Origin of the sequence: Sorangium sp. So ce381, assembly GCF_051473845.1 — a bacterium.
Taxonomy (GTDB): domain Bacteria; phylum Myxococcota_A; class Polyangia; order Polyangiales; family Polyangiaceae; genus Sorangium; species Sorangium atrum.
Window position 1 is genome coordinate 2,261,967 of record NZ_CP150336.1, and the last position, 13,201, is coordinate 2,275,167.

A 13,201-nucleotide genomic window follows, 5' to 3' on the forward strand; every position below is an offset into this window, starting at 1 on the left:
TGTAAAGGATTATTGTGGATTCTTTTTTTCTAGTCGCGTGAGGGCGGTCTGTTGGACAAAGTTCACGCTATCGAGCGTCAGTTTTTTAAGGATAGATGCCGGAACCCTTCGGTGCGCGGCTACGAAGGCTCTTACCGATGCATCGTCAAGGCTAGGTCCGGAGTGCGCAGCTATCACGCGCTGGAATTCTGCGGTGTCTGCTTGATCCAGAGATAGGCGCAGGAGTGCGAAGTATGCATGCTTTCGCGCGGAGTCTGAATTGGATTTCTGTAGGGTTATTAGTGTTTCGGGTGTTGCGATGCCAGATGTGGCTATAGTGTCCAGAACGCTGGCGTCATCGGTTGAATGGATGATGTGATCGTGGACGGCGCCACGGGCAGATTCTTGTACTGCGATGAGATGGAGAAGGTCTATCCAGTGCTTGTATCCGCGGTGCTTTTCTACGATATTTATGATCTGCTCGCTTGTGAGCTGCTTGCTTATTTGCAGGACGGGTCGACCATGCTTTCTTTGCTGGATGTGTGCCTTCTCAGCTTCTCTTGGTTCGGTGTCAGTATCGATGGTGAAAAGTAATCGTTTATTGGCATGCTTCATTTGCATCCTGTCGTGAAAACTTTTTCTGCAATCTCGGCGAGCTTCTTCAGCCGGCCGCGTAGTGCCCTTTTCATGTTCTTTGTGAGAGCGCCGTCGCCTGGATAAACTTGGCCAAAATTTCCTTTTAGGCGGCCCGAATCTATCCAGTCCTCCATGAGGACACGGGTCTCGTAGTTGCCTTCGTATAAATGGATATGCAGCGGTGCGTGCTCGTTGCCGCCTGCGAGGGGCCCCGGATATGCGTGAATTTTTACATTTCCGATTCTGTCTATTTCAATCAATCCAAGCGGATCGATCGATGTGTTGGGACAGTGTACGTATGCGTATGGTGCTAGGTTCCATATTCGTCGAATCGGATCTTGGCTGAGAAATCTTCCTGTTTTGTTATCGTAGTATCGGTGTCGATTGTAGTAAAGTCCCGTCTCTTCGTCTTCGTACTGCCCTGGCCACCTCCATGGGCACGTCGTGCGCATTACGTCGAATTGTGTTGCTCCGTGTATGTCAAGTTGTGCGCTCCATGTAATATCGCCTGTCTCATTGAGCATCGCGAGGGGCGTGCCGAGGTGATCCGTGACGATACTGTAGCGGATGCCGTGCTCAATTTTTGCGACGGGCGCGAACGTCTCCGGTTCAAACTCCCACGCAATCACACCCGAGCCTGCTCGCACCTCATGGACAATGTCGCTCCCGTCCCACACGTACGTGGTCGTCTGCCCGCCAGATACCTTACGCACCCGCCGTCCGAGCGCGTCGTATGCGAAGGACACGAACTCCTTACCGGACCGGGCGACCTCACGAAGCTGGCCAGCGCCGTCCCACTGGTACTTCCATATGTGTCCATCCGGCATGATCCTCTCCGTCATGTTTCCGTCGGCATCATGGACGTAGTGTACGCCGTCAGCTTTTCTGAGCACGCCGCCGCGGCCGTAGACGCGATCAGAGTAATCCGGCGTCCGGTAGAGATTGCCCGCCGGATCCGGCGTCCGGTACTGGGTCGTTCGATCAGGTCGGTGGGCTGCGACCAGATACGAGCGTCGGTCGTATTCGTACCGAGTGACGCCTCTCTGCTGGTCCGCAATGGCGGCGATCTGCTCGTCGGAGCGCCACGTGTACTCGCGATAAAAGACCGGCGTGTCCCCGTGCGCGACTCTCTGCATCGCAGGTCGGCCTGAGCGATCGTACTCCCACCGTGCCACGACACTCCCTGGGAACCTTCGCGCGGTCTCGACGCCGGTTGCGTCTCGGGTAAGGCGCATCGACCAAGGCGCACGCTCGGGCCGGACGCCAGCATGCAAGGCCACCGGATCGAAATCCAACCACGCCTCATCAGGCAAGATCGCGAGCCCGCGGAAGAGCCCGTTGCGGTCGAAATCGTAGCCCGTGACATGACCGGCGCTCGTGCGTCGCAGCACGCGCCTCCCCGCCGCGTCGTACCGGCTCTCGATAGCCATGTCGCCGACTCGCTCCAGGACGACGCGACCGAGCGCGTCGCGCTCGAAAAGCACATCGGCGTCGCTGTTCCTCGCCCGCACGAGGTCGCCGCGCGCATCATAGACGAACAGCACCTCCTCGAGCGGCGGCAGCGGGCGCTCCGGCGTAGGCCGGCCTGGCAGGAGCTGGTGGGTGATGCGGCCCAGCGCGTCACGCTCCAGCCTGGTGGTCTTCTGCTGGCCATTCATCATCTCGACGCATCGGCCCGCGCGGTCGTACCGGAACACCAGCGTCCGGCCGTCGAAGCCCACCTCGCGTACCACGCGACCGGCCAGATCGACGTCGATGCGGTACGTCTCACCGAGCTCGTTGGTGAGGCCGACGAGGTTCTCCTCCACGTCGTAATGGTAGCGGACCGAGTGCCCCTCGGGATCGATCTGCTCGACCAGCTTGTTGAATCCGGCGTACCGGTAGCGGGTGGTGTTGCCGAGCGTGTCGGTCCGCTCGATGAGATTGCCCTCCGGATCGTACGCTCGCCGTTCGACGCCACCGTCCGGGAAGCGGACCTCGACCAGCCGACCGCACGCATCCCACGACAGCGCGGTTCTCCTGCCGAGAGGATCGGTGTACGCCATGAGTCGGCCGAATCCGTCCCACGCATGGCGGGCGCGTCCGCCCTCGCGATCCTTGGTCTCCAGCAGATCGCCTCGATCATCGTACAAGAGCTCGAACACCTCTCCGAGAGCGTTCTCGCTCTTCCTCAGCTGGCCACGATGGTCGTGGTGGTAGCGGCACGTATGGCCCAGAGGGTCGGTGAGCTTGATGGGCTTTCCCCGGTCGTCGTAGCCGATGGTCCAGCGGCTCCCAGCCGCGTCGACGATCGCCTCTGGAAGGCCGAACGCATTGAATGACCGCTTCGTCTCCTGTCCAAGCGCGTTCCTCTCCACGATCGTGTTGCCGTGCTCGTCGTACACCCACTCGGTTCGATGGCCCAGACCGTCGACCTCCGCCACCTTGCGGCAATGGTGGTCCCATTCGTAGCGCCTCTCGACGCCTGTCGGGTCGAGCTCGCGCTCCACAAGGCCCGCGGCGTTGCCGAAATAGTGCGTGCGGCCGCCGCGCCCATCGTCCACGATCGTCGTGTGGCGCGCCTTGTCGTAGGTGATGCGCCGATCGTAGATGCCACCGTCGCCCCAGGTGCGTAGGCACCAACCCTCGGGATGTTCCCAGTCGTACTCGAAGTAAAAGGAGAGCCCGTTCTTGTTGGTCTCACGGACGAGCACGCCGCCCCGGTAGCTGTACCGCAACGAGTGGCCAAGCGCGTCGGTCGCGCCGACCAAGCAGGACCCATCGTACGCGTAACGCACGAGCGGTACGCCGTCGCAGGAGATCCGCGACAGGCGTCCATCCCGGGTGTGCTCGACCTCGATCCTGCGGCCGGCGCTGTCCATGATCTGCCGCAGGAGGCCCCGCTCGTAGTAGAGCTGGATCGCGTTGTCGCAGCGGTCCGATATGCGCACGAGCAGGAAGGTGCGATCGCCAGCCGCCCCGAGAGGAGCGCCGCCGGGCACGGCACGGAAGTCATGCGCGATCCCATCCCACGTGGTCAGGCGATAGCCGTCGTCATGGCGGGTGAGGGTGTACCGATCCAGGTCGTCCCACCGCGATTGTCCGGGCAGCAGGCGGTCGTGGGCGCGCTCGCGGCCGTCCGCGAGGCGCACCCGGACCTCGATGCCGTCCTCGGTCACGTGCGCGTCGAGGGGATGGTGCCAGCCCTGGCCGAGCGAGCCGCAATACCGATCACGGCTGTAGTAGTTGCGCTCGAACCTCAGCGGCAGCGGACCAGGCAGCTCGAAATCCACGGCATCCGTCAGTACCTCGCCTGTCATGACGTCGACAGGGTGGCCGGTAAGGAAGCAGATGAGCTTGCTCAACCTGGAGTTCGGGGCGGCGTTCAGTGCCTTATGGAGCGCGCCGGAGAACCACTTGGTGCGGATCCCGCGCGTCACCGCCGCGAACCAGTCCACGGCCTCGGGGCCCCCGACGTCCACGGGGGCACCCAGCGGGATGGCGAGGCACAGGGATGTCGGCAAGTTGAGAGGGAAGTTGCAGCTCGCGACCATCGAGCCCATCCGCCCCTGGGACGAGCCCTCGAAGGTGACGGTCTTCGCGCCCGTGACGAGGGTCCCCTCGTTGTCGGGAACATCCGTCGGGTGGAACGAGACTCCTGGCGGCATCGGAAAGTGCGGGATTGCGATGCAGTCCGTGCCGGTGTTCCCGATCCGGACGCTGTTCACGAAGACGGGCCCGCCGCCGCCGAAGACGGCGGTCATTCCGGCCGAGATCAACAGCCCGATCGGGTCGAACACGATCCCGATGAACGGGTGAGGCAGCGGCACCGGAGCCGGCGAGGGCGGCACGATGACGAGGTGGATGTCAATGCCGAGGACGGGATCGAAGAACTTGGCGGCCTGGGACATGGTACCTTCCGCAGCTGCTCAGGACGTGGTTGTTGCCAGGCTCGCCGCTCCTTCACGGAGCGCTGCGACGGCCTGGATCATCTCGATCGACAGCTTCGGATCGCGCGCCAGCCTCGCGGTCCATTGCCGGACGATGGGCAGGTGAGCCGCCTCGGGCATCTCGAGATCGTGGAGCGTCTCGACCACCTGACGTCGGCCGCCGGCAGCAAGGATCCGCGCGTACTCCGGCACCGAGAGCGGTCGCTCCCGGAGGCGCTCCAGCGCGCCCACATACGCGCCGTCGTGCTTGAACCGCAGCGAGAAGCCGGCGCTCGCCGCCTCGGCCTCGAGGGCGGCCTTCCAATGCCGCTCGACGGCGATGAAGTCGCGCTCTGTCAGCTGGTGGGCTCCGAGCACCTCGGCCCGAGAGCGATGCGCCTTGTCGATCTCGGCCGAGATCTCGGCCCATCGCTCGATCGCGAACACCTCCGGCTCGGCGTCGACCCCGGCCGGCTCTGCGACGTCGCCCGGCGCTGGCGCCTGCTCGTCGGCGAGCGCGATCGCCGCCAGCATCGCCGGCGGAGGTGGGCGTTCCGTCGGTGCGTCGCTCTCGGACGCAGGTTCTTGCTTGGGCGCCGTATCGATCGGACCCTCCATGGCCGGTTCAGGCGCCGCGGCCGTCCACGCCGGCGATGTCGCTCCCTGACCGCCGGTCCACCCGAAAGGCAACTCCCCGGTTCTGACGAAGAGCGGCGCCAGCACGGTGCCTGTTGGGTCAGCTTCGGCCGCACGGTGTTCGCGATGTTCGACCGATGAGGCGATCCCCGCCAGCGCCCCAGGAGCGGCAGGCGCGAAGGGGAGGGGCGACGCCCCCATCGAGGCGGCACTGCCGATCGCGGTCGTCTCGACCGCGGCTTCCGGCACGCCGCCAGGGAAAGCGCGCTCGTCGCGATCCGGGGCTGCAGTGAGGTCTCTCTTGCCGAGAAAGACCGTGCTCTCCGCGGCGGAAGGGCCGAGGCGGCCGCCGTCGGCGGTGACGTGGATCTCCGCTCCCCGAGCGACCTCGTACGGGACCGAGACGCGCCACGTGGCGCAGCAGACCCCGCGGTCCGTGTCGATCCACAGCGTATCGCAGCGGAGATCCAGCCATCGTTCGGGTTGCTGCGGCCGCCGGAGGACGACGCGCGGGACGACCCCGTCGAGCCGCGTGACGAGGCGCGGGTGCTCGGGGTGGAGGTTCTCCAGCGCGATGCGCTCGTCCGGCGCGAGCCTGTCCAGCTGCTGGTCGGGCGGCGCGCTGTTGAAGTAGGCCGCGTCGATGTCGTCCGGCAGCGGGTGAGCGTGCCAGTTGCGATGATCCCACAGGGCCGCGGAGCGACCGAGCCGCTCCGATCGGTCAGGCCACCCAGGAGCGATGGGGCCCATCCCCGAGGGAGGGATGGGAACGTGCGCGCTCGCGACGTAGATCCCGGGCTGCTGGAAGTTGGGCGCCCATCCCGGACCGCCGGCGGGCCCGAACGGAGCGGGCGCGATGCCCGCAGGGTTGCTCGTGCCGCGGCCACCCGCGGCGCGCTCCCAGCAGAGCGGTAACCGTGTGAACTCGGCGGGCTGGGAGAGCTCCCCGCTCGGCAGCACGCTGCGCTCACCGTAGACGGCGATGGCCTTGTTCACCGTGCCTGCGGAGAGGCGCGCGATCAGCGAGCGGACAGGTTGTCCGTGCGGTGCATAGACATGCCCGGTGACCAGGACGTCCGCGCGACGCTTGAAGGGGACCAGATCGCTGGGAGCTCGCAGGCTGTTCCGCTCGTCGCCTTCCCAGGGGACATCCTCGGCGCAGATCTCGTCCTGATCTTGCGCGAGGGGCGACAGCCCCGGGGACAGCTCGTAAGTCGCTTTGCAGATGAAGGTCAGCGAACGGCGTCCGTCGACTGTCTGCCACACGAAGGAGGCCACCTGTAAGGGGCAATGCGAGGTGACCGGTAGGGCTTCAATAGAGCCTTGTCGCATAGGAGTCATTGCGTGGGGGCGGGATTGTCGGACGGTCTACGAGCGAGGAGCGGCGGCTGCGGATCCGAAGTTGTTGTTCAAGTGCGAGATCCGGCCAGCGCGCTCGAGACAGCAGAGCCGCTGCCGAGGAAGGGCCTCGGTTCGATGGAATGGAGGGCGCGACCGTGGCCTCGACTTTCGTGGCGGCATCCTCGGGCGATCATTCAGCGCGGAACCCCGCGAGGAGCGACGCCCTTCGACTTGTTTCCGCGTCATCGGTCGGAACCACCCTCGTTTCCCCTCGTGACCTCGAACGATACACCGCGTGCGACGGTGAATGGAAGCTGGTTCACCAGACGACTCGGGCTCGGACGGTAGGGAACGATTTTTGCGTGCAGCGCCTGTGGAGCGTTCGGGGTGGCGGATCTCTCGGGCGGCTCCGCCGCCGTCGTGCTGCTGCGGCGGGACGCCGAGGGGGCGGGGAACGCCCGGTGCGAACCGGTCGAGAAGCGGTCGAAGACTTCGAGAAACGGGTCGTAGGCTTCGGAGAAGCGGTCGAAGGCTTCGAGAAAGGGGTCGTAGGCTTCGAAGAAGCCGTCGAAGGCTTCGGACGACCGGTGCGAACGTTCGAAAACCGGTGGAAGGCCTCGGAAATCGGTCGGAGGCTTCGAACGACCGGTGCGAGGCATCCAACCATCGCGGTCCCGCAGCCAGGAATTGAGGCGGGATAGCGGGCGGAAGCTATCTATGGCGTATCTCTGGAACGAGGTCGGGTTTCGGTCGAACGATGTGAGATGTTCCTGCGAGGGCCGTCGAACGTCTGTCGGAGCAGACCGAGGCGGAGATGCCGCGGGGGCATCACGGCCCCGGAGCAGGCGGTGAAGCCCCGAAATCCAGGAGCGGGAGCGCTAGCCCCGCGTCGCCGTCGTGCGCGAAGTCGCTGCCTTCGCCGCCGGCGCCGGCCGCGCCGAACTCGATTGTGGTGCCGTCGAGCGATGGGATGGTGTCCGGCGTGCCCAGGAAGGCGATTCCGAGGGAATGGCCGCCCAGACCGCCGCCGCCCTTGCCGCCGCTGCCGCCGCTGCCTCCCCGCCCGCCCGCACAGGCATCACGAACGAAATTGTCGGGACCAAAATTCTGGCCCTCTCCACCCCACCCGCCGTTCCCACCCAGCCCGCCGATCTGGCCGGTGTTGCCGTGGCCGCCCCTACCGCCATCGCCGGCGATCAGGCGGACGTCCTGGAACGTGAGTTTTGAGTCGAGGCTCACCAGAGCGATGCTCGACCCCCCTGGAGCGCCACCCTTGCCGCCTGCACCGCCGCAGCCGCCTGCACCGCCGTTGCCGCCGCTGGCGCCGCCGTTGCCGCCGTTACCAGCGATCCTCGAGCATTCGGTACTCCCGCGGGAGCCTCCGCCGCCCCCGCCGCCCTGGGCCGTCTTCCCGCGTTGGCCATCACCGCCGGGTTCACCGGCGTAGCCGGTGCTGGAGAGCTGGCCGATGCCGTGTGCCCCTGCGCCAGCGATGCCAAGGTCGCCGTCGCTACCCTTCTTGCCCGCGCTGCACGTCGTGGTTGAACTATTGTATCCCCCGGCGTTGTCGTTGTTTTTCTCGTCTGGATAGCCTAGTTCACCGGAGGTCCCGCGGTTATCGAAACCATTTCCTCCCCGACCGCCGCGCGAGTCGTCGGTGGTATCCAGGGGGGTGCCGCAATCATTCGTCTCCGGCGGTACTGTTGCCACCGCAGCTGCCGAGCAAGCGGGATTGCCGGCGATGCCGTCGGGCGCCTGGTCGCGCGGAGAGGGAGGTGCGGCCCCCGAGGTCCCGGGCGCCGCATCCCCTGCCTCGAGCACACACCGGACCAGGTCGACCTTGGAGTGATCGGCGATCGCTGCGATGGCGGAGGTCCCTGCGTCCTCCTCGGCGATCGGCGGAGCGATGATATGGAGATCCTCCAGGTGCACCGCCCCACCGACGACGCGCATCGTCAGCGGGACGGATCCGGGCGTCGCGCTCAGCGTGGTCTTCGGTTGATCCCCCCACCGCCAGTTCGCGGTGCAATCGAGCGCGCCAAAGACGGTCACGCTCGAAGTCAACGTGAGCGTTTCCTCGAACTCCTCGGCGCACGCGTACACGCGCCGCGCGCTCTCGTTTTCGATCTGCGCGGCGAGCGCGATGGCCTCGGCGAGCGTCTTCACCGGTGCCTCGGGCGTCCCGTTCCCGCCGTCGCTCGCCGTGGCCGACACGAACACGCCGCAGCGCGCGTCGGCGATCCAGCCCTGGTCGCTGGGAACGCACCCTACGAGCGTCGGACCGCCCCCGGCACCCCCGGTCCCTGCAGCACCTCCGCTTCCTGCTGCGCCGACGACCCCCGCGCCGCCGGAACCTGCCGCACCGCCGGTTCCTGCGCCGTCTGCCTCTCCACCCACCCCGCGCCCGCCACCGCATTGATGCAGCTCGCTGCAGTCGGGTCCGAGGCAGCTCGCCGCCGGGAGCGCTGCTGCCATCGAGGCCAGGGCCAGCGTCGAGGCTCCGCGCGCGCCAAGCCGTATCGCCCTCTGTGTCCGTCGGTTCATGGGTTCCTCGGCTCAGAACACGCCGCCGGCCACGAGTCCGCCGCCGCCGGGCATCACGAGCGGAAAGAGATGCACCTGCTGCTCAGGCTTGCTCGGCGCTGCAGCGAGCCAGGTGTAGCCGAGCGTCCCCACCGCGCTCGCGCCTGCACCGATGAAGCTCCAGAGCGCCAGGTTGCTGAAAAGATACTGGTCGTCGACCAGCGAGCGCAGCTTGCTGCACTGCTGCGTCTGTTCGCTGCCAGCGGGATTCGCGCAGTTGACGGTGACGGGTCCGCCCTCCATGGCGTCGATCACGCTCTTCTGCCGCCTCGCGTCGCTCGCTTTGCTGTTGGCGACGAGCGTGAACACGACGCCCGCAAGCGCTCCAGCGCCAGTCGCGACCCCGCCGCCAATGAGCGCGGATATGTTCACGTCGCTCCTGGCGGCGTGGATCGCATTGTCCGAGGGGGGCGCCGATCCCGTCCCCGGTGCGGGGGCAGGCGCCAAAACGATGGAGAGGCGCTCTTTCACGCCTTCGCTCAACTGGATCGTCCTCGTCACCGGAGCCTGCCCAGACATGGTCGCGACGACCGTGTGCTCGCCGGGGTCGCGTTCCACCGGCACGGTCTGAACGACCCGCTCGCCGTCCAGCGTCAGCTCCACTGCGCTCGGCGCCGCGCCCGTGACCGCGATCTCGAGGGTCGGAATGCGTGACGCGACCGCGGCGAGCTCGACCCGGGCGTCCGCCTGGGCCTGCTGGAACTCCTGTGGAGCGCTGTCGGCGAGCGGCTCGTCCACGACGCGCTGGTAGAGCGAGCGCGCCTCGAGCAGGCGGCCGAGCCGCTCGCAGGAGCGCGCGGCGAAGAGCAGGAACGGCGGCGCGTGGACCTGCGCGTCCGCGTCGCGGAAGGCTGCGAGCGCCTCCTCGTAGCGGCCGGCCTTGAAGAGCTCCCAGGCCTTGTCGGCGAGGGCTCGGGCCGCCGCCTTGGTCTGCGCGGTCGGCGGGGCCGGCTGGGACATCGCGGTGGCCGGCATGGCCGGGAGCGCGAGCACGAGGAGCAGACCCAGGGGGAGTCGTCGGCGGGATCTCGTGGCCGAGAGGTGCATGGGAGCCGTGAGCGGTCGAGTTGAATTTCAGCGTGTTAAAGAGCGCCGTCGGACCTCTGCGCAGGCGATGGGCAGACCGTGGCGGAGATGCCGGCGGGACATCACGGCCCTGGCGCACGCGGTGAAGCCCCGAAATCTAGCAGCGGGAGCGCTAGCCCCGCGTCGCCGTCGTGCGCTACGTCGCTGCCTTCGCCGCCGGCGCCGGCCGCGCCGAAATCAATTGTGGCGCCGTCGAGCGACGGGATGGTGTCCGACGTGCCCAGGAAGGCGATGCCGAGGGAATGGCCGCCCAGACCGCCGCCGCCGTTGCCGCCGTTGCCGCCGTTGCCCCCACGCCCGCCCATGCATCCATCACGAACGGAATTGCTGGGGCCAAAAACCATGCCCTCCCCGCCCTCCCCGCCGTTCCCACCCAACCCGCCGGTCTGGCCGGTGTTGCCGTTGCCGCCTCGACCGCCATCGCCGGCGATCAGGCGGACCTCATGGAACGTGAGTTTTGCGTTGAGGCTCACCAGGGCAATGCTCGACCCCCCTGGAGCGCCGCCCTTGCCGCCTGCACCACCGCAGCCGCCTGCGCCGCCATTGCCGCCGCTGGCGCCGCCATCGTTGGTTCCAGGGCATTCGGTACTCCCGCGGGAGCCTCCGCCACCCCCGCCGCCCTGGGCGGTCTTCCCGCGTTGGCCATCACCGCCGGGTGCGCCGGCGTAGCCGGTGCTGGAGAGCTGGCCGACTCCGCGCGCCCCTGCGCCAGCTATGCCAAGGTCACCGTCGCTACCCCTCCTGCCTGCGCTGCACCTCGCGTTTGAACTATCGTATCCCCCGGCGTTGTCGTTGTTCTTCTCGTCTGGATAACCTATGCCGCCGGAGGTCCCGCGGTCATTCAGACCATTGCCGCCCAGGCCGCCGCGCGAGTCGTCGGTGGTATCCATGGTTGTGCCGCAATCATTCGTCTCCGCCGGTGCTGCTTCCACCCCAATCTTCGAGCAAGCGGGATTGCCGTCGATGCCGCCAGGGGCCTGGTCGCGCGGAGGGGGAGGTGCGGCCCCCGAGGCCCCGGGGGCAGCATCCCCTGCCTCGAGCACACACCGGATCAGGTCGACCTTGGAGTGATCGGCGATCGCTGCGATGGCGGAGGTCCCTGCGCCCTCCTCGGCGGTCGGCGGAGCGATGATATGGAGATCCTCCAGATGTACCGTGCCGTCGACGACGCGCATCGTCAGCGGCACGGCTCCGGGCGTCGCCCTTAGCGTGGTCTTCCGTTGATCCCCCCACTGCCAGTTCGCGGTGCAATCGAGAGCGCCAAAGACGATCACGTTCGAAGTCACTGTGAGCGTTTCTTCGAACTCTTCGGCGCATGCATATACGCGTCGCGCGCTCTCGTCCTCGATCTGCGCGGCGAGCGCGATGGCCTCGGCGAGCGTCTTCGCCGGTTCCTCGGGCGTCCCGTTCCCGCCGTCGCTCGCCGTGGCCGACACGAACACGCCGCAGCGCGCGTCGGCGGTCCAGCCCGGGTCGCTGGGCACGCACACCAGGGGTGGCGGCCCTCCCCCAGCACCTCCGCTCCCGCCGGCGCCCCCGCTCCCGCCGGCGCCCCCACTCCCCACGGCGCCCCCGGTCCCGCCGGCGCCGACGCTTCCCGCTCCCCCTGCGTCACCCCCGCTCTCGTCGCAGAACATGGGCTTGTGCTTGCAATCGTCGTGGTTCGAGTATGGGAAGCAGCCAGCCAGATCGAGGCCGGCAACCGTCGTTCCGAGGACGAGCAGCGCGGCGGTATGGGCAGTCCGAGGCATCAGCCATTCTCCATCGTCTTGAGTTCAGATCCCCGCCGTCAGAACACCCCGCCCACGGAGAGCCCCACGTCGTTGATTCCCACCCTGGCAGTCACCTGCACGCGCGCCTCGGGGCCGCTCACGAGGGCATAGAGCAGCGTCCCGAGGCCGACCGTCCCGGCCCCCGCGAAGCTCCAGAACGCCACGTTGCTGTAGAGCACCTTCTCGTCGAACACCTCGCCCTGTCGAACGCAATCCTGCGATCGGGACGGGGACGTGAGCGAGCACTCGCTCGGCCGCTGGGAGAGCTTGGTCTTCAGCGACTCGGCCTCTCCGGCCCGGTTGTTGGCCAGCACCGTGAAGAGCACGCCCGCCGCGGCGCCAACGCCGGTCGCGACCCCACCCGTGACGAGCACCGCCGTCCTCCCGCCGCCCCGCGGCACCTCGGGAGCCGGCAAGCCGCTCTGTTCCGCGCCGGAGCGCGTCACGTCGGGCGCCGGGGGGCGCTGCAGCTCGAGGACCACCGCATCCGTCCCACCCGCCGTCGCCTCGACCGGCTGCGCCTGCGACACATACCCGTCGAGCTTCGCTCCGACCTCATGCCGTCCCGGATCGAGGAACACGGGGTCCGCGAGCGGCGCTCGCCCGACGATCGCCCCGTCGACCGTCACCTCGGCGCCGCCCGGCGCGACCTCCACGGTGACGGCCGCGACCTGCGCTCGCGCCTCCTGCAGCGACGCCTCCGCGCGCTGCCGCTCCTGGACCTTCGTCGCGGGGGCCTCGCGGAGGTAGCGCGTGAGGTACTCGGCCGCGTCGCGGGGCTTGCCCACCCGGAGGCAGGCCACGCCCAGGTTCGAGGCGATCTGGTAGTGCGGCTTGAGGCCCCAGGCCGCGAGGAACGCCGCGTGCGCATCGGCCCACTTCCCCGCGTTGGCCGCTTTCACCCCGTCCGCGAAGAGCTGGCGCGCCCTGTCCGTCAGCGCGTCGCTCTCCTGCGCCTCGGCCCGAGGGGGCGCCGGCTGCGCCTCGGCGGCGGGCGCCAGCAAGGCGATGACTACGCTCATGGTCCACGGCAGCGGGCGGTTCCTCGTCATGGTAAGTCCAGCGTTGCTTCAGGGAGCTGCGTCGGGAGCAAGGGAAGGGTACAGCAGCACCTTGCCTACCCTGGAGCTCGAACCGTACCCCTTCTGCGCGCTCACGGAAGCATTTGATGCTCCTGTTTCATACAGGACGCGATGGTGCAGCAGCTTCGCAGCGTCCCGCGGCCGTTCCTGCGTCGCAGGGAGCGTTGACGCGCGGCTT

General features: G+C 67.5%; 8 protein-coding genes. All 8 read right to left on the reverse strand.

Annotated elements, in window-relative coordinates:
* Positions 1 to 9 precede the first annotated feature (9 nt).
* The 8 genes from WMF29_RS08620 to WMF29_RS08655 all read right to left on the reverse strand — a co-directional run bounded on the left by WMF29_RS08620 (position 10) and on the right by WMF29_RS08655 (position 12,993).
* Positions 10 to 594, reverse strand: coding sequence for a hypothetical protein (locus tag WMF29_RS08620; protein ID WP_437328384.1), 585 nt, complete (start codon positions 592 to 594; stop codon positions 10 to 12).
* Positions 591 to 4,505, reverse strand: coding sequence for a DUF6531 domain-containing protein (locus WMF29_RS08625; RefSeq protein WP_437328385.1), 3,915 nt, complete (start codon positions 4,503 to 4,505; stop codon positions 591 to 593). The genes WMF29_RS08620 and WMF29_RS08625 overlap by 4 nt, the downstream gene beginning before the upstream one ends.
* Positions 4,506 to 4,523: 18 nt before the next feature.
* Entirely contained in the window at positions 4,524 to 6,425 is a 1,902-nt protein-coding gene (locus WMF29_RS08630) for a DUF2169 domain-containing protein (RefSeq protein WP_437328386.1), read from the reverse strand.
* A gap of 317 nt (positions 6,426 to 6,742) precedes the next feature.
* Complete coding sequence (locus WMF29_RS08635; protein WP_437328387.1) at positions 6,743 to 7,159, reverse strand: hypothetical protein; 417 nt, start codon at positions 7,157 to 7,159, stop codon at positions 6,743 to 6,745.
* A 169-nt stretch (positions 7,160 to 7,328) separates the two neighbouring features.
* Positions 7,329 to 8,720 (reverse strand): hypothetical protein, encoded by a 1,392-nt coding sequence (locus WMF29_RS08640; protein WP_437328388.1) that lies wholly within the window; start codon positions 8,718 to 8,720, stop codon positions 7,329 to 7,331.
* A gap of 336 nt (positions 8,721 to 9,056) precedes the next feature.
* Entirely contained in the window at positions 9,057 to 10,076 is a 1,020-nt protein-coding gene (locus tag WMF29_RS08645) for a tetratricopeptide repeat protein (protein WP_437328389.1), read from the reverse strand.
* Between the two features lie 155 nt (positions 10,077 to 10,231).
* Positions 10,232 to 11,653, reverse strand: a complete 1,422-nt coding sequence (locus WMF29_RS08650; RefSeq protein WP_437328390.1) for a hypothetical protein — start codon at positions 11,651 to 11,653, stop codon at positions 10,232 to 10,234.
* A gap of 305 nt (positions 11,654 to 11,958) precedes the next feature.
* Positions 11,959 to 12,993, reverse strand: a complete 1,035-nt coding sequence (locus tag WMF29_RS08655; RefSeq protein ID WP_437328391.1) for a PEGA domain-containing protein — start codon at positions 12,991 to 12,993, stop codon at positions 11,959 to 11,961.
* Positions 12,994 to 13,201: the final 208 nt, after the last annotated feature.

Coding starts and splice junctions, on each gene's coding strand:
- WMF29_RS08635 (WP_437328387.1), bottom strand. CDS start 7,159: ATGCCTCGCACCGGTCGTTCGAAGCCTCCGACCGATTTCCGAGGCCTT.
- WMF29_RS08620 (WP_437328384.1), bottom strand. CDS start 594: ATGAAGCATGCCAATAAACGATTACTTTTCACCATCGATACTGACACC.
- WMF29_RS08655 (WP_437328391.1), bottom strand. CDS start 12,993: ATGACGAGGAACCGCCCGCTGCCGTGGACCATGAGCGTAGTCATCGCC.
- WMF29_RS08625 (WP_437328385.1), bottom strand. CDS start 4,505: ATGTCCCAGGCCGCCAAGTTCTTCGATCCCGTCCTCGGCATTGACATC.